The organism is Pseudopedobacter saltans DSM 12145 (assembly GCF_000190735.1).
Classification (GTDB): Bacteria; Bacteroidota; Bacteroidia; order Sphingobacteriales; family Sphingobacteriaceae; genus Pseudopedobacter; species Pseudopedobacter saltans.
In genome coordinates, this window is sequence record NC_015177.1 from 2,008,297 (window position 1) to 2,024,017 (window position 15,721).

Annotated in this window: 18 protein-coding genes; 15 read left to right on the forward strand and 3 right to left on the reverse strand. The window is 35.7% G+C overall.

What is annotated here, in order from left to right; all coding sequences use genetic code 11:
- The first annotated feature begins 18 nt into the window (after window positions 1–18).
- The 3 genes from hisF to PEDSA_RS08610 all read left to right on the forward strand — a co-directional run bounded on the left by hisF (window position 19) and on the right by PEDSA_RS08610 (window position 2,248).
- The gene (hisF, locus tag PEDSA_RS08600) at window positions 19–774 is read left to right on the forward strand and encodes an imidazole glycerol phosphate synthase subunit HisF (RefSeq protein WP_013632767.1); all 756 of its coding nucleotides are present in this window, start codon (window positions 19–21) and stop codon (window positions 772–774) included.
- Window positions 775–798: 24 nt separating this feature from the next.
- Window positions 799–1,398 carry a bifunctional phosphoribosyl-AMP cyclohydrolase/phosphoribosyl-ATP diphosphatase HisIE gene (gene hisIE, locus PEDSA_RS08605; RefSeq protein WP_013632768.1) on the forward strand — a complete coding sequence of 200 codons (600 nt, stop codon included), beginning with the start codon at window positions 799–801 and terminating at the stop codon, window positions 1,396–1,398.
- Window positions 1,399–1,537: 139 nt separating this feature from the next.
- Window positions 1,538–2,248: an agenet domain-containing protein gene (locus tag PEDSA_RS08610; protein ID WP_013632769.1), complete on the forward strand. Its 711-nt coding sequence runs from the start codon at window positions 1,538–1,540 to the stop codon at window positions 2,246–2,248.
- Window positions 2,249–2,264: 16 nt separating this feature from the next.
- Here PEDSA_RS08610 and idi read toward each other — a convergent pair whose 3' ends face one another.
- Complete coding sequence (idi, locus tag PEDSA_RS08615; RefSeq protein WP_013632770.1) at window positions 2,265–2,768, reverse strand: isopentenyl-diphosphate Delta-isomerase; 504 nt, start codon at window positions 2,766–2,768, stop codon at window positions 2,265–2,267.
- A 146-nt stretch (window positions 2,769–2,914) separates the two neighbouring features.
- Between idi and PEDSA_RS08620 the strand changes: the two genes are divergently transcribed.
- On the forward strand, window positions 2,915–3,814 hold the full coding sequence (locus PEDSA_RS08620; protein ID WP_013632771.1) for a WD40 repeat domain-containing protein: 900 nt from the start codon (window positions 2,915–2,917) through the stop codon (window positions 3,812–3,814).
- Here PEDSA_RS08620 and PEDSA_RS08625 read toward each other — a convergent pair.
- Window positions 3,811–4,590, reverse strand: coding sequence for a C40 family peptidase (locus PEDSA_RS08625; RefSeq protein WP_013632772.1), 780 nt, complete (start codon window positions 4,588–4,590; stop codon window positions 3,811–3,813). The two genes, PEDSA_RS08620 and PEDSA_RS08625, sit on opposite strands and share 4 nt — an antisense overlap.
- A 46-nt stretch (window positions 4,591–4,636) precedes the next feature.
- Here PEDSA_RS08625 and PEDSA_RS08630 point away from each other — a divergent pair, with 46 nt between their 5' ends.
- Window positions 4,637–5,110, forward strand: a complete 474-nt coding sequence (locus PEDSA_RS08630; RefSeq protein WP_013632773.1) for a universal stress protein — start codon at window positions 4,637–4,639, stop codon at window positions 5,108–5,110.
- Between the two features lie 51 nt (window positions 5,111–5,161).
- Here the strand turns inward: PEDSA_RS08630 and PEDSA_RS08635 are convergent, their stop codons facing one another.
- Window positions 5,162–5,515: a 4Fe-4S dicluster domain-containing protein gene (locus tag PEDSA_RS08635; protein WP_013632774.1), complete on the reverse strand. Its 354-nt coding sequence runs from the start codon at window positions 5,513–5,515 to the stop codon at window positions 5,162–5,164.
- 90 nt (window positions 5,516–5,605) lie between these two features.
- Here PEDSA_RS08635 and PEDSA_RS08640 point away from each other — a divergent pair, with 90 nt between their 5' ends.
- From PEDSA_RS08640 to PEDSA_RS08685, 10 genes are all read left to right on the forward strand, one after another.
- A complete protein-coding gene (locus PEDSA_RS08640; protein WP_041537023.1) occupies window positions 5,606–6,625 on the forward strand; it encodes an acyl-CoA reductase in 1,020 nt (339 codons plus the stop codon).
- 44 nt (window positions 6,626–6,669) lie between these two features.
- The gene (locus PEDSA_RS08645) at window positions 6,670–6,873 is read left to right on the forward strand and encodes a hypothetical protein (protein WP_013632776.1); all 204 of its coding nucleotides are present in this window, start codon (window positions 6,670–6,672) and stop codon (window positions 6,871–6,873) included.
- Window positions 6,873–7,553, forward strand: a complete 681-nt coding sequence (locus tag PEDSA_RS08650; protein ID WP_013632777.1) for a cell division ATP-binding protein FtsE — start codon at window positions 6,873–6,875, stop codon at window positions 7,551–7,553. The genes PEDSA_RS08645 and PEDSA_RS08650 overlap by 1 nt, the downstream gene beginning before the upstream one ends.
- Before the next feature lie 137 nt (window positions 7,554–7,690).
- Window positions 7,691–8,257, forward strand: coding sequence for a nucleotide exchange factor GrpE (locus tag PEDSA_RS08655; RefSeq protein ID WP_013632778.1), 567 nt, complete (start codon window positions 7,691–7,693; stop codon window positions 8,255–8,257).
- 12 nt (window positions 8,258–8,269) lie between these two features.
- On the forward strand, window positions 8,270–9,427 hold the full coding sequence (gene dnaJ, locus PEDSA_RS08660; protein ID WP_013632779.1) for a molecular chaperone DnaJ: 1,158 nt from the start codon (window positions 8,270–8,272) through the stop codon (window positions 9,425–9,427).
- Window positions 9,428–9,840: 413 nt separating this feature from the next.
- A complete protein-coding gene (locus PEDSA_RS08665) occupies window positions 9,841–11,280 on the forward strand; it encodes a Gfo/Idh/MocA family oxidoreductase (protein ID WP_013632780.1) in 1,440 nt (479 codons plus the stop codon).
- 128 nt (window positions 11,281–11,408) lie between these two features.
- On the forward strand, window positions 11,409–12,842 hold the full coding sequence (locus tag PEDSA_RS08670; RefSeq protein ID WP_013632781.1) for a PQQ-dependent sugar dehydrogenase: 1,434 nt from the start codon (window positions 11,409–11,411) through the stop codon (window positions 12,840–12,842).
- Between the two features lie 80 nt (window positions 12,843–12,922).
- Entirely contained in the window at window positions 12,923–13,828 is a 906-nt protein-coding gene (locus PEDSA_RS08675; RefSeq protein ID WP_013632782.1) for an ABC transporter ATP-binding protein, read from the forward strand.
- Between the two features lie 5 nt (window positions 13,829–13,833).
- Window positions 13,834–15,135, forward strand: a complete 1,302-nt coding sequence (locus tag PEDSA_RS08680) for an ABC transporter permease (RefSeq protein ID WP_013632783.1) — start codon at window positions 13,834–13,836, stop codon at window positions 15,133–15,135.
- 21 nt (window positions 15,136–15,156) lie between these two features.
- Window positions 15,157–15,714 (forward strand): DUF4256 domain-containing protein, encoded by a 558-nt coding sequence (locus tag PEDSA_RS08685; RefSeq protein ID WP_013632784.1) that lies wholly within the window; start codon window positions 15,157–15,159, stop codon window positions 15,712–15,714.
- Window positions 15,715–15,721 lie beyond the last annotated feature (7 nt).

Consider the following 15,721-nt stretch of genomic DNA (forward strand, 5'->3'; position numbering starts at 1 on the left):
TAATCTAATTCTTAAGTCTTGTTAAGTAAACGTATTATCCCTTGTTTGGATGTTAAGGATGGCCGTACGGTAAAGGGTGTCAATTTTGTCGACCTTCGCGATGCTGGGGACCCCGTAGAATTGGCCTGGCAATATTCTCAACAGGGAGCCGATGAATTAGTTTTTTTAGATATCACGGCAACTCACGAAAAGCGTAAAACTACCCTGGAAATGGTAAAGGCTGTTGCTCGCCAAATCAATATTCCTTTTACTATCGGTGGTGGAATAAGCGAAATTAAAGATGCCGAAGCATTGTTAAATGCTGGTGCTGATAAAATTTCGATTAATTCTGCTGCTGTTCGCAGACCGGAATTGATTGATGAACTGGCGAAAGCTTTCGGAATTCAGTTTGTTGTAGTGGCTGTAGATACCAAACATTTACCTGAAGGTGATATCGTCCATTTAAACGGTGGCCGTTTAGCTACCGAAATCCAAACTCAAAATTGGATAAAAGAAGCTGAGAATCGTGGAGCCGGTGAGATCTTATTGACTTCAATGGATAAAGACGGTACTAAATCGGGATTCGATAATGTACTATTGAAAGAGATTAACGACATGGTGAGTATCCCGGTTATTGCCTCTGGCGGCGCGGGAAGTCAACAGGATTTCATAGATGTTTTTCAAAAAACAAATGTAGATGCAGCATTAGCTGCTTCAGTTTTTCATTACGGAGAAATCTTAATTCCGGAGCTGAAAAAACTATTACAAGAAAACAACATTCCTGTTAGATTATAACAGGATATCAAAAATTATTTTGTCATGAGCTTAGCTAATAAAGTAGACTTTAATAAAGGTGAAGGTTTGGTTCCCGTTATTGTACAGGATGTTAAAACCTTAGAGGTTTTGATGTTGGGATACATGAATCAGGAAGCTCTTATTAAGACAGAAGAAGACAAAAAGGTAACTTTTTTCTCCAGATCTAAAAACAGATTATGGACTAAGGGTGAAGAAAGTGGCAATTTTCTGTTAGTAGAGTCCATTGCCATTGATTGCGATCAGGACACTATTTTAGTGAAGGCAAAACCCGTGGGGCCTACTTGTCACACCGGTTCGAGAAGCTGCTTTTTTACTGAATACAATCAGAATTTTCTCTTCGAATTGGAAAATATCATCAATGACAGATATGAAAATCCAAGCGAAAGCTCTTATGTAAATAAATTAAGAAACAAAGGAATCAATAAAATTGCACAAAAAGTTGGCGAAGAAGGTGTCGAAACCGTAATTGCAGCTTTAGCAGAAAGAGAGATTGATTTCATTAACGAATCTTCTGATTTGATTTTCCACCTTTTGGTTTTATTAAGAGAAAAAGGATTCACATTAGCTGATATTGCTAAAAACCTTGAATCAAGGCATAAATAACTTAAAGTTCGAACTCGTCGGTCAGATTAAGTTAGCTTAGAACTTTTGATATCTTAAAAAAGTTTTATAATTTATAATAGGTAATTTATGGAACAACCTAAAAATTAAAATTTAGTTTATTGCAAAACCAATTCGAATTATGAAAACCATTATAAGCTGTCTATGCATTTTCTTCCTCTTACCGGATTATAACGCCAGTGAAAAAACTAAGCAAATTAATTCATTAACTCCTTTTATTGGAAACTGGGAAGTTTGGATCCCCGGAGCTGTGACTTATACTCTTAAGGATGCTGATCTTTATAGAGAATATAAACCCGGTGCACCAATGAATAAACTAACAATAAAGTCTGATGCCAGTTATATGTGGGGCGATAAAAAGGGAGTACTGAAACGTGTAAACCCTTGGTATGGAGAGGAAGGGCGTGTATATTTTAGAATATCAGACAAAAACAATAATTTTTACGATTTTTGGCACAAAAAAGAATCTAACCAATTGATATTTCTGTTTGGTGAAGTAGGTGGACACGCCGCTACCGGAACAAGATGGGAAGCCAATGAAAATGCTGTAGTTACGTCAATAAATGAAGATAATAAATCTAATTCAAATAAAAACGCCTCTGCATTAGGAAACCTGAAAGAGTCTGCAAATAACAAAGTAGATAAAAAGGTAACTCCCATATTAAAATATAATATCGGAGAAAAAATTGAAATTGAATGGTCGGGAAGCTGGTATAAGGGTATTATACTGGAGAATCAGGGAGAAAAATATAAAATTAGATATGACGGCTGGGGCGAACTATATGATGAATGGATTCACCCTAACCGAATCCGAAAGTTATCTTCTAAGTAAAAATACCCTGACAATTTTAGTTATCTAATTTCTCTATAATCAACTTAAACCAAGGAGTATACTTCTCTGGGTTGCGAGATAAATCTATCCTTATATCTTCTAAACTCAAATATTTCCAGTCTTCAACTTCTTCTGTATTGATTAATGGCTTATCAGAAAATGTCCCAAAAAAAACATGATCAAACTCATACTCAAATAGTCCATTATCAAATACTGCCTGATAGGTAAAATCAAATACTTCGGAAAGTTCGGTTGTAATTCCCATCTCTTCCATTAACCTTCGATTTGCGGCATTTAAAGTATCTTCTTCGGGCCTTGGATGACTACAACAGGTATTTGTCCACAATCCTCCGCAATGGTATTTACCAGAGGCTCTTTTTTGCAACAACATTTCTCCTTTATCATTAAATAGGCAAACTGAAAACGCCCGATGTAAAGTAGGCTTTAGATGCGCACCCAGCTTCGCCATCGTTCCAATAGCTTCATCATTTTCATTTACCAATATAACTTGTTCCTCCATCTCCTTCAATAATTTATATGCTATATTAATCGATTAATATAGCTTATTTGATTAATATTTTAAAGTGATAAAACCATTTTCCCTATTTTTACAAAGCTGTGCTATTTCTTGTCTTCTGAGAAATTTATTTCATTTACTTTTGTAAAATGATTAAGCATTTAAAAACTTTAGAAGGTCATCAAAATCCCATTTACGCGCTAAGCAACGCCATTAATCAAAACGTTTTCTTTAGCGCTGGCAACGATAAAGGTGTTGTGGAGTGGTCTTTTGAAACATTAGCTTTCTCTAAAGTGCTGATGCCTATAAATAGCTCTTCTTATGTTATTTTAAATGTTGAAGACAAAATATATGTAGGGATGAGAAGTGGTTTGATCTCGGTATTCAACCTGAATGATAAAAAAAATAGCTATGTCCTTAACAGTCACCATAAGGCTGTTTTTGACATAAAATTTATTAAAAGCAAGGGCGAAATTATTTCCGTAGGCGAAGATGGGTTGGTAAATATATGGTCTTATGCAGATGGCAAACACCTTTATCAGTTTCACGGGAGCGACACAACTATCCGAACTATTGCAATCAGTAATGATGAAAAGGAACTGGCTATTGGAACAAAAAACGGATTAATCAAAATATTCAACATAGATGATTTTGCATTAAAAGTTGAATTTCAGGCGCATGATAAACCTGTTACTTCTCTTTCTTTCCATCCAAATAATCTGCATTTACTTTCGGGAGGCAGAGACGCTCAATTAAAAACATGGAATAAAAGCAACTATAGTTTAGAAAAGCAGGTCCCGGCACATTTGTTCTCCATTTATTCCATAGCATTTCATCCTGTTTTAGACTACGTTGCCACTGCCAGCCAGGATAAAAGTATTAAAATTTGGGACACTAAGGACTACCGTTTACTAAAAATACTTAGTTTAGAAAAAGTGGGCGTTGGCCATACCCATTCCATCAATAGCATGATTTGGAGCCCGGATGGACGTTTATTAATTTCTGCCGGTGATGACAAAAACATCAATGTCTGGACTTTTGAAAGCTAAATATAACGCTTGATTATCCTTAGCTTATGACTATATCGTTTAAGGTCTGAAGAAAAAATCCCTTGATCATCTATCAGATCAATTTTAACTCGCCCGGATGCATGGATAATCAGGTTATTATTAATCATAATCCCAACATGGGTTATTCTGCCCTCTTCATTATCAAAAAATGCCAGATCTCCGGTTTGAGATTGGGAAAGAAAATCTACCAATTTCCCTTGTTCAGCCTGTTGCCATGCATCGCGTTTAATCTTGATTCCGCACACTTTATAAACAATTTGCGAAAAACCAGAGCAATCTATTCCAAAATGCGTACGCCCACCCCATAAATAAGGTACGTCTAGAAATTGCTTCGCAATATCCAGAATATGTTCCTTGAAAGTAGAAATATCCGGTTTCATAACATGTCGGACATTTTCAGAAGTTATATCGTAAATATGCTGTGCGATTTGAACTTGTCCCTGCTTATTAATCGGCAAACTTGCTCCCAATGGCAAAAAAACTTTATTATCTGTCTGGTTTTTGATAACGAACTGTCCAAAAACGTTGGTTAGTTTTATACTCAAATCCTCCTCTCCTACATACACTATTTGCTTTTCATCTACCCAACCTTCGTAATCATCATATAAAGTTTTTATCCTGATCCATTCTCCATTTTTATCTAAAACATCAAGATATTCGCCAAATAACACCTGTGAAATAATTTCTGACCGATGCGATGCTTCAGCCCTTACCGGGATTACTGCTAAAAAAGTTGATGCTTTCGAATTAATCATTTTTTTATGGAAAGATTATTGTGTAAATTAACCTAAAACAAATATCATGGAAAATTCGATTATTTTTAATAAAATTTTAATTGCGGTTGATGATAGCAAATTTTCTTATGCAGCCGCAGAATATGGCTTCAAATTAGCAAAATCTTTGGGCTCCGAAGTTGCCTTAGTGCATATCAGTGCATATCCTATCACAACCTCCATGACTGGCGATCCCATACTCGGTGATCCTGGAATTATTATTCCTGATATGATGGATGCACAAAGAGAGGCTGCTAAACAACTTTTCCAAAAACTGCGAGAAGAGCTTGGCCAAAATGTCACCGTCAGTGAATTTATTCTGGAAGGAAACGTCAAAGACGAAGTCATTAATGTTGCACAGGAATTCAATGCATCATTAATCGTAATGGGTACCCATTCCAGAAAAGGCCTTGATCTCTTCCTTTCAGGATCTGTTGCTGAAAGTGTTATGCGAAACTCAAACTGTCCCGTTTTAGTCATTCCACACAAAGAAAAGGAATAAAAAAAGCTTCTAGTCAACTAGAAGCTTTTAAAAATCTTAAAGGATATATGATTAAGCTTCCTGATGTAACCAGGCCTTCTTTGCTAATAATTCTTCATTAGACTCTCTAACGTCTTCATCATCTACACAACAATCTACCGGACATACCGCAGCACATTGTGGCTCATCATGGAAACCTACACACTCTGTACACTTATCAGAAACAATATAATATACTTCGTCAGAAATAGCACTTTGTGCTTCATCAGCATCTAAAGTATCCCCCCCACCAAAGTCGATAATTCCTCTTAAAGCTGTACCTTCAGAAAATTTCCAAGGCTGGCCAGCATCATAAATCGCATTATTTGGGCATTCAGGTTCGCATGCTCCACAATTTATGCACTCATCTGTAATTTTAATAGCCATATCTTATAATAATCTAACGCCTTAAACGTAGTTTTGTATTCTAATTTAGCTGCAAATATAAGACATTTACAGCATTTGAGTTTCACGAATATGTCTATTTTTAATAAAGAAGTAAAAATTGAAGCTTTATCCCGACTTGGTGACTATTTGCTAAGTGAAGACGAGGCTTTACATAATGCAATTATACTGGCAAAAAACAAAAATGCATGGTTTACAGAAGATCAGGTAAAGAATGCAGTTATAGCAACAGGAAGACTGTTAAATAAAGAAAATTTATTAGAATGGACAAGTAACTATTCTTTTGGTTCACGCAAAAAAATAGGCCTTACTTTAGCTGGGAATATCCCTTTGGTTGGTTTTCACGATATACTTGCCGTTTTGGTATCAGATAACATAGCTTTAATTAAGTTGTCCACCAGTGATGATATTTTGATTCCTTTGATTTTGAATAAACTTATCGAATTCGAACCTTCTTTTAAAGAACAGATTAAGCTGATTGACAAATTAAATGGCTTTGATGCAGTTATAGCTACCGGAAGTAATAATACTTCACGTTATTTCGAATATTATTTCTCCAAAGTTCCCCACATTATTCGTAAGAACAGGAATAGTGTTGCGGTATTAAATGGAAAGGAGACAACGGAGGAGCTAAAAGCCTTAGGTCGGGATATATTGGATTATTTTGGATTAGGCTGTAGAAATGTTTCAAAGCTTTATGTACCTAAAGGATATGATTTCACTCTCTTTTTTGAAGCAATAGAAGAATATCACCCTATTATCAATCATCATAAATACAATAACAATTACGATTATAACAAATCGATTTTCTTAGTTAACAAAGTAGAACATTTAGATAATGGTTTCTTATTGGTTGCTAAAAACGAGGCTTTGAGCTCTCCTTTATCTGTTATATTTTATGAAGAATACGAAAATCTGAAAGCAGTAAAAGAACTTTTGGAAAGCAAAAAGGAAGATATTCAGGTGTTGGTATCCAGCTGTTTAACTGACAGCGCTCTTGCTACAACATTTTTCGGAAATAGCCAACAACCAAATCTTTGGGATTATGCTGATGGCGTGAACACATTGAAATTTTTGTCTTCTTTGAACTGACAAATAGGTTTTTCAATAGACAAAAAGTTCTAACTTTGGAAAATATGTATATCATCAAAGTCAAAGGAGTAGCTAAAATCCCTGATTATGTACAACTTCGTGATGAAAAATTCACACTTCTGGCCTATTTTAGGGTAGACAGACCTGATAAATCCTTAGAAAAAATAGGCTTGGGAGATAAGGCTGAATATATAATGAACTTAATACAAGATTTACCGTTTGGTAAGATTCTTAAACTTGATATCTAATGATTGGAAACTCGGTAATAGAATTAAACAGCGTTGACATTTTTCAACAAAAACACCTGGTTTTATCTGGTGTAAACCTTCAGGTAAGCAGAGGTGAATTTGTTTATTTAATTGGACAAACAGGTTCTGGGAAAAGTAGTCTTCTTAAAGTAATGTATGGCGAACTTCATATCGCAAATGGAGAAGGCCATGCTGTGGGCTTTCCTTTGAAAACCTTAAAAGAGAATGAGGTACCTTTTTTAAGAAGAAAATTAGGAATAGTTTTTCAGGATTTTCAGTTATTAACCGATCGTACTATAGAAGAAAATCTCCGATTTGTTTTAAAAGCAACAGGCTGGAAAGACAAGAATTTAATTGATGAACGTATAAAAGACGTACTCGATAAAGTCGGACTTAGAAGCAAAATCAAAAAAATGCCTCATGAAATTTCCGGTGGAGAGCAACAACGTATTGTTATCGCAAGAGCTTTGCTAAACGATCCGGAATTGATTCTAGCTGATGAGCCTACAGGAAACCTGGATCCCGAAACCTCCGAGGAAATTATTATTTTATTAAGACAAATCAGCCAATCTGGTACTGCTGTAATTATGGCTACCCATGATTATCATATCATAAGGACATTCCCATCCCGTATCATCAAATGTGAAAACGGAAAAGTTCTTGACAACATTACTGTTTAAAAAATAAAAGCAGTCAATCATGTTTGTAAATTGCTGACAGATTGACTGCTTTTTTTTATGGCAAAGTTTTAGCATTTTAACATAAGGTGTCAATAATACCCATAATTTACTAATAGAAGTGACAGGAGAATAGCAAAATGGCAGAAAATACACAAGAAAATCAGCAAGATCAAAATCTTCAGGAAAATACCGAAGATATTAACAATACCGTAGAGAATAACGAAACAAACGAACAAGAAGTAACTTCTGAAGTATCTGAATTGGATAAATTGAAAGCAGAGCTTAACGAAGCTAATGACAAATATTTGAGGTTATATGCCGAATTTGATAACTACAAACGTAGAACTTCGAAAGAGCGTATAGATATTTTACAAACTGCGGGGAAAGATGTTATTGTTTCTCTTCTTGTTATTTTAGATGATTTTGAAAGGGCCGAGAAATCGATAGAAAGTGCACAGGATCTTGCTCCTGTTAAAGAAGGTGTTGAACTGATTCATCACAAATTGAAATCGCTGTTAAGTCAAAAGGGCCTTAGACCTATGGAAAGCAAAGGCGAAATATTTGACGCTGATATACACGAAGCGGTTACCAATATACCTGCTCCTTCTGAAGACTTAAAAGGAAAAGTTATAGACGAATTGGAAAGAGGATATTATTTGAACGACAAGGTAATACGTTACGCTAAAGTTGTGGTAGGCGCATAATTAAAGAATAAAATGAGCAAAAGAGATTATTACGACGTACTTGGCGTTTCCAAATCAGCTTCCGCAGACGAGATAAAAAAAGCTTATAGAAAACTGGCTATCAAATATCATCCGGATAAAAATCCAGATGACAAAGCGGCAGAAGAAAAATTTAAAGAAGCTGCAGAAGCTTATGAAGTATTAAGCAATCCAGAAAAACGCCAAAGATACGACCAGTTTGGACATGCTGGAGCACAAGGTGGCTTCGGCGGAGGATATGGTGGCGGAGGCATGAATATGGAAGATATATTCAGTCAGTTTGGTGATATTTTTGGTGGAGGAAGTCCATTTGACAGCTTTTTCGGCGGTGGCGGCGGACGTAGTGGGGGTCGTAGAACACAACGTGGATCTAATTTAAGAATTAAAGTAAAACTTACATTAGAAGAAATTGCACATGGTGTCGAAAAGAAAATAAAAGTAAACAAGCAGGTTGTATGTGATACCTGTCATGGTTCGGGCGCGAAAGATAAAAATTCTGTACAAACCTGTAAAACTTGCGGCGGAACAGGTTCGGTAAGACGCGTTACAAATACTATCTTGGGTCAGATGCAAACAACCAGCACCTGTCCTACCTGTAATGGAGAAGGTACAACTATAACTTCTAAATGTACATCTTGCCATGGCGATGGTATTGTCAGAGGCGAAGAAACCATCAGTATCAATATTCCTGCGGGCGTTAGTGAAGGTATGCAATTAAGCATGAGCGGTAAAGGAAATGCAGCTCCAAGAGGCGGTATTCCCGGAGATCTTATTATCTTAATTGAAGAGATACCTCATGAAACATTAAAACGCGAAGGTAGTAACGTTATTTATGATTTACATGTAAGTTTCGTTGATGCTACATTAGGTACAAGCATTGAAATTCCAACAATTGATGGCAAAGCCAGAATAAAATTGGAACCAGGAACACAAGGTGGTAAAATTTTAAGATTAAAAGGAAAAGGTATTCCTGAAGTAAATTCTTACCACAAAGGTGATCAATTGGTACAGGTTAATGTATGGACTCCTAAGACTATAAATAATGAGGAAAGGGAACTTTTAGAAAAGTTGAGAAATTCTCAGAATTTCAAACCTAACCCCGGTAAAAATGAAAAAAGCTTTTTCGAAAGAATGAAAGAGTATTTCGAGTAATCTTTCAAAAAATATCAGTCTAAATACATAAAATTAAAATCCCATGCTTTGCCTGGGATTTTTTATTTAATTCTCTTCGCTCTTTTTATCTTTATTAAAAAAGCATTCAACGGTTAAATAAAATCAGATATAATTTCTTTTTACCATATTCTACTTAAATATTGTTTAAAGATGTATATTAGGATCAATCATCTAAATAACCTAAATTCTGTTAAGAAAAATTAACCAAAGATTCTAGTATGAATACAAGGAAGCACTTACTGCTTAGAATTAAAAAAATTTATTAGGAATAACTTTAACCAATTCATGTATTCAAGGGATATAATTTTGCTAAATTAAATTCAACATCATATCTATGTTTAACCCCTTAATGGCTAACACAAACTTACCAAATCAAAATAAAACAAAACGAAATGAAAAAGAACGACTTCTCTAGAAGATCCTTTCTAAAAAAAACTATCATTGCATCATCCGCAGCTGCAATAAGCCCCAGTTTATTATTAGCTGGAACAAATATCTTAAAAAGCTCGAAAATTATTGGGGCGAATGGAAAAGTAAACCTTGCCTGTTGTGGAATAGGCAATAGAGGGGCTGAGATTATAGAAGCACTGTATGCTACCGGATTAGCCAATATTGTTGCGCTCTGTGATGTAGACATGGAAGCACCGCATACAGCAAAAATTTTAGGCAAATTCCCCGATGTGCCTCGATTTAAAGATTTTCGAAAGATGTTTGACAAGATGGCAAATCAGATAGATGCCGTGTCTATTGGTGTTCCAGATCATTCGCATTTTCCTATTACCATGATGGCTATGTCTTTAGGAAAACATGTTTATGTCGAAAAGCCTCTAGCGAGAACATTTCATGAATGTGAATTATTAATTAAGGCTGCTAAAAAATATCCAAATGTCGTTACTCAAATGGGTAACCAAGGGCATTCTGAAGCTAACTATTTCCAATTTAAAGCTTGGAAAGAAGCTGGTATTATTAAAGACGTAACTGCCATTACCGCTCATATGAATTCTCCGCGTCGTTGGCACGGTTGGGATACAAAAATCACTTCTTTACCATCAAATGGAAATATCCCCGACACTCTGGATTGGGACTTATGGCTGGCATCGTCCCAACCGCATAAATTTGATAAAGACTTCATAAATGGTCAATGGAGATGCTGGTATGATTTCGGTTTAGGAGCATTGGGTGATTGGGGAGCACATATAATTGATACTGCTCATGAATTCTTAGAATTAGGATTACCTTATGAAATAAACCCCGTTAAACTTGATGGTTACAACAAATTTTTCTTCCCTCAGGCATCAACCATCGCATTTAAGTTTCCTGAGCGCAAAGGCATGCCTGCTTTGGATATTACCTGGTATGACGGAATAAACAATTTGCCACCAATTCCTAATGGTTACGGGGTATCCGGATTAGACCCTAATATTCCACCTCCAAGTACTGGCAAGTTGGAACCAGTTAAATTAAATCCGGGAAAAATAATTTACAGTAAAGATTTGACATTTAAGGGAGGGTCTCATGGCAGCATACTATCAATAATTCCTGAAGAAAAAGCAAAAGATATGGCTTCCATATTACCTGAAGTTCCCAAAAGCCCATCTAATCATTTTAAAAATTTCTTATTGGCTTGTAAAGGAGAAGAAAAAACACGGTCTCCTTTCGAAATCTCCGGACCATTGAGTCAGGTTTTCTCTTTAGGGGTTTTAACGCAAAGATTAAATACCAAAATCGTTTTCGACAGAAAGAAAAACACAATTACAAATAGCAAAATAGCAAATCAGTTATTAATGGGCCCTCCGCCACGAAAAGGATGGGAACAATATTATAAAGTTTAAGAAATTAACGTTTAAGCCCGGTAAATCGGGCTTAAATGTTTAATAACTCCATATATTCATTAAGATCACTTGATAGTTACCAAAACTTTTCTGAATATTATAAATATATATTAAATAACTTCTAGATTATGTGGAAACAACTTTCTTTTATCTCGATAGGAATTCTTGCTATTGGATCATTATCCTTCTCTCCTATAGAAGAAAAAAAAGAATCTAAAAATACTTTTCAGGACAAAAGTTTAAACAAAGCTGCTATCCATTTCAAAACTTATTGTTCTGGTTGTCACGGAGAAAAAATGGAAGCTTTTGCTGACAGGAAATGGAAGTATGGGAATTCCCGGGAAAATATCTTCAAGTCTATCAAAAATGGATATGAAGAAGGTGGAATGCCTTCCTTTAAAACCGCTTTTAAAGATGGTGAAATTTATGCTCTTGCTGATTATATTTTAAAAGGCATCGCAGGAATGGATAAATATTCAGGTTCTGATAAACCAAAATCTAATATTTTCCAAACCGAGAAATTAAAAATCAGGTTAGATACTATATATGCCGGAGGCAATATTCCATGGTCTATTTCCTTTTTACCAAATGGCGATATTTTATCAACCGACCGTGGAGGAACACTAACCAGAATATCAAAAAATAAAACCAATACCAAAATTAGCGGCACTCCAGAAGTTCTAGCTAAAGGTCAGGGGGGATTAATGGAAGTATTGGTTCATCCCGATTTTGAGAAAAACCAAACCATTTATTTATCATACTCAAAACCTAAGCAGGAGAACGGGAAAACATTAGTGACGACAGCGGTAATGAAGGCAAAATTGGTTGGTAATAACCTTTCGGAACAAAAAGATATTTTTATAGCCGAGCCTTATTTAACAACTCAACATCATTACGGTGGTAAACTGGCTTTTGGGAAAGATGGTTATTTATATATTTCAGTTGGAGAACGCGGACGCGAAAAAGAAAATCCGCAAAACCTTAAACGTAATAGCCTGGGAAAAATCCATCGGATAAAAGATGATGGCTCTATTGTAGAAAGCAATCCATTTACCCGACAAACAGAAACACCTGGATCGATATATTCTTATGGCCACAGAAACCCGCAGGGTCTGGCCTTTCATCCCAAAACAGGGGCTTTATGGTCTAATGAACATGGCCCACGAGGTGGAGATGAATTAAATATTGTACAACCCGGGAAAAACTATGGATGGCCTGTGATCTCATATGGAATCAATTATAATGGAACCCCAATTACCAATATTACACACAAGGAGGGTATGGAACAACCACAACATTATTGGATCCCATCTATTGCCACAAGTGGTTTGACTTTTGTGAATTCCCCTATTTATAAAGGTTGGGAAGATAATGCGCTTATTGGCTCTCTCAGATTTGAGTATTTAAACAGATGTGAGCTAAAAAACAACAAAGTAGTTCATGAGGAAATACTTTTCAAAAACATTGGAAGGCTTAGAGATGTGAGACAAGGGCCTGACGGTTACATCTATATTGCCGTAGAAAATCCTGGCCGAATATTTAAATTGGTGCCTGTAAACTAATTAACAAACGCAGATTTATATAAATCTGCGTTTGTTTTTCCAGTCAATTCTATCTTTGTAAAACATATAACAAGCACATTATGCTGGATATACAAAACATAGTTAAAGAATATTCCAAACACCGAGCTCTCGACCATGTTAGCTTACAGATTAAAAGAGGACAAATCTTTGGCTTATTAGGCCCAAATGGTGCGGGAAAGACATCACTTATAAGAATTATAAATCAAATAACTGCACCGGATAGTGGTGAAATTCTTTTTGACGGGGAAAAGCTGAGTTCTAAACATATCGAAAAAATCGGCTATTTACCGGAAGAAAGGGGGCTTTATAAAAAGATGGAAATAGGCGAACAGGTTTTATATCTTGCCCAATTAAAAGGATTAAATAAAACCGATGCCATAAAAAAAATTAAATACTGGTTCGAGAAAATGGGAATGCAGGACTGGTGGGATAAAAAGGTCGAAGATTTGTCGAAAGGGATGCAACAGAAAGTTCAGTTTGTAGCTACTGTAATGCATGAACCGGAACTCATTATATTAGATGAACCTTTCTCCGGCTTTGACCCCCTGAATGCAGATATCATTAAAAAAGAGATATTGGAACTGAACAAACAAGGTGCGACCATTATTTTCTCGACTCACAGAATGGAAACTGTAGAGGAACTGTGCGACCATATCGCACTGATTAATAAATCGAAGAAAATTTTAGATGGAAGTGTAAGGGATATCAAAAACTCGTATAGAAATGGGACTTTTAAAATTCAACTGGAGGGAGATTTCGGAGATTTAAATCCAAATACATTCTCTGTTATTCAAAAGACACTTACAGCTGACGATTTTACAGAACTAACTATTCACCTACACGAAGGCTATAAAGTGAACGATGTATTAAACGAGCTAATCCCCAGAGTTAACATTCATTACCTTAACGAAGTAATACCAAGTATTAACGAAATCTTCATTGAAAAGGTAAGTCATCTCAACTAAAAAACATGCAAAAAATCCTGCTCATTATTAAAAGAGAATATCTAAGTCGGGTTAGAAAAAAATCCTTTATAATTTTAACTTTTTTGGTACCCTCGCTGTTTATAGCAATGTACGGTGCTATTTTTTTCATATTAAAAGATAATAATAGTCAAACAAAAAATTTCGTTGTACTGGATCAAAGCGGACAATTCACCGGAAAGCTTAAAAATGATGATGGTATTTCTTTTTCGTTTTCGAACGAAGATTATGAAAAACTAAAAAAAGACATAAAAAGAAAAAAAGAGACCTTTTTACTATATATCCCAGCCAATTACGCCGAAAAAGGTAGTATAGAAATAATTTCGGAGAAAAAAGCCAGCCCTTCAAATATCAATCAGATTGAAAGGCAGCTTTCTAACATCCTTGAAACAGATAAACTGTTAGCCAGCGGAATCGATACTGCAATTCTGAACCGGGTTAAACCACAGGTTTCTATTATAACCAAACAGTTTACGGAAGAAGGTGAAAAAGATGCAAACATCATCGCAACGTACGTAGTAGGCTTCGTTTCAGCATTTTTAATATACCTTTCGCTATTAATCTACGGAACGCAGGTGATGCGTGGAATTATCGAAGAGAAAACAAACAGGATTATAGAAGTGATCATTTCTTCTGTAAAACCTTTTCAGTTAATGATGGGAAAAATATTGGGGATCGGCGCCGTTGGGCTTACTCAGTTTTTAATGTGGATTATACTTACCACGGCTATTTCTTCTTTTGCTGGCGGTTATTTATCTAAAGAAATCCAAACAAATAAAACAGAGAAATTGTCAAAACCAGAAATAAAACAGGATTTGAACCACTCTCCTACTCAGGAATTTTTCAAAGCGGCAGACACCATTAATTTCAGTTATATCATCAGCACATTTATTTTCTATTTTTTAGGAGGATATTTAATCTATAGTGCACTTTTTGCTGCAGTTGGCTCGGCTGTAGATAGTGAAACGGAAACGCAACAATTTATGTTTCCAATTACGCTACCGCTTATTTTTACCTTCATCATTGGTATGAATGTAATCGTGAACAATCCGGACAGCCCATTGTCTTTTTGGTTATCCATAATTCCTCTAACCTCTCCGATAGCCATGATGATACGTGTACCTTTTGGTGTCCCGGTATGGGAATTAGCTTTATCAATGACATTGTTAGTTGCAGGGTTTATATTCACTACCTGGGTTGCTTCTCGAATATACCGGGTTGGAATATTAATGTATGGCAAAAAAGTAAGTTATAAAGAGCTTATAAAATGGTTCAGATATAAAGGTTAACGAATTCTTTAAAATCTAAAAATGAAAAAAGAGCTATCACAGGAACAACGTAAGACATTACTTGAAATTTTGGCGCAACGTTTTGAAAAACATATGTACCGCCACAAAAATATTAAGTGGGTAGAGGTACAAACCCGATTAGAAAGTAAACCAGAAAAGCTTTGGTCGTTAAATGAAATGGAGCAAAGTGGTGGAGAGCCAGATGTTGTTGGTTTTGATAAAAACTCTGGCGAAATTATATTTTTCGATTGTTCAGAAGAAAGCCCAAAAGGGCGAAGAAGCTTCTGCTACGATCAGGAAGCCCTGGATTCGAGAAAAGAACATAAACCAGTAAATAGTGCCGTAAATGCTGCTAAAGCTATGGGAGTCGAGATTTTAACAGAAGAAGAATACAGAGCATTACAAGAACTTGGCAAATTCGATTTAAAAACCTCCAGCTGGATAAAAACACCAGATGCCATTAGAAAAGAAGGTGGTTCCTTATTCTGCGACCGCCGCTATAACCATGTATTTGTCTATCATAATGGTGCTTCTTCTTATTATGCGGCCCGCGGATTTAGAGGATCTCTAAAGGTTTAAACCAGTA

Excerpts from the sequence above, each read along its gene's own strand:
- PEDSA_RS08670 (WP_013632781.1), top strand. The coding sequence starts at position 11,409 with ATGTGGAAACAACTTTCTTTTATCTCGATAGGAATTCTTGCTATTGGA.
- PEDSA_RS08620 (WP_013632771.1), top strand. The coding sequence starts at position 2,915 with ATGATTAAGCATTTAAAAACTTTAGAAGGTCATCAAAATCCCATTTAC.
- PEDSA_RS08650 (WP_013632777.1), top strand. The coding sequence starts at position 6,873 with ATGATTGGAAACTCGGTAATAGAATTAAACAGCGTTGACATTTTTCAA.
- hisIE (WP_013632768.1), top strand. The coding sequence starts at position 799 with ATGAGCTTAGCTAATAAAGTAGACTTTAATAAAGGTGAAGGTTTGGTT.
- PEDSA_RS08685 (WP_013632784.1), top strand. The coding sequence starts at position 15,157 with ATGAAAAAAGAGCTATCACAGGAACAACGTAAGACATTACTTGAAATT.
- PEDSA_RS08680 (WP_013632783.1), top strand. The coding sequence starts at position 13,834 with ATGCAAAAAATCCTGCTCATTATTAAAAGAGAATATCTAAGTCGGGTT.
- idi (WP_013632770.1), bottom strand. The coding sequence starts at position 2,768 with ATGGAGGAACAAGTTATATTGGTAAATGAAAATGATGAAGCTATTGGA.
- PEDSA_RS08645 (WP_013632776.1), top strand. The coding sequence starts at position 6,670 with ATGTATATCATCAAAGTCAAAGGAGTAGCTAAAATCCCTGATTATGTA.
- PEDSA_RS08625 (WP_013632772.1), bottom strand. The coding sequence starts at position 4,590 with ATGATTAATTCGAAAGCATCAACTTTTTTAGCAGTAATCCCGGTAAGG.
- PEDSA_RS08640 (WP_041537023.1), top strand. The coding sequence starts at position 5,606 with ATGTCTATTTTTAATAAAGAAGTAAAAATTGAAGCTTTATCCCGACTT.
- PEDSA_RS08655 (WP_013632778.1), top strand. The coding sequence starts at position 7,691 with ATGGCAGAAAATACACAAGAAAATCAGCAAGATCAAAATCTTCAGGAA.
- PEDSA_RS08665 (WP_013632780.1), top strand. The coding sequence starts at position 9,841 with ATGAAAAAGAACGACTTCTCTAGAAGATCCTTTCTAAAAAAAACTATC.
- PEDSA_RS08630 (WP_013632773.1), top strand. The coding sequence starts at position 4,637 with ATGGAAAATTCGATTATTTTTAATAAAATTTTAATTGCGGTTGATGAT.
- PEDSA_RS08610 (WP_013632769.1), top strand. The coding sequence starts at position 1,538 with ATGAAAACCATTATAAGCTGTCTATGCATTTTCTTCCTCTTACCGGAT.
- PEDSA_RS08675 (WP_013632782.1), top strand. The coding sequence starts at position 12,923 with ATGCTGGATATACAAAACATAGTTAAAGAATATTCCAAACACCGAGCT.
- dnaJ (WP_013632779.1), top strand. The coding sequence starts at position 8,270 with ATGAGCAAAAGAGATTATTACGACGTACTTGGCGTTTCCAAATCAGCT.
- PEDSA_RS08635 (WP_013632774.1), bottom strand. The coding sequence starts at position 5,515 with ATGGCTATTAAAATTACAGATGAGTGCATAAATTGTGGAGCATGCGAA.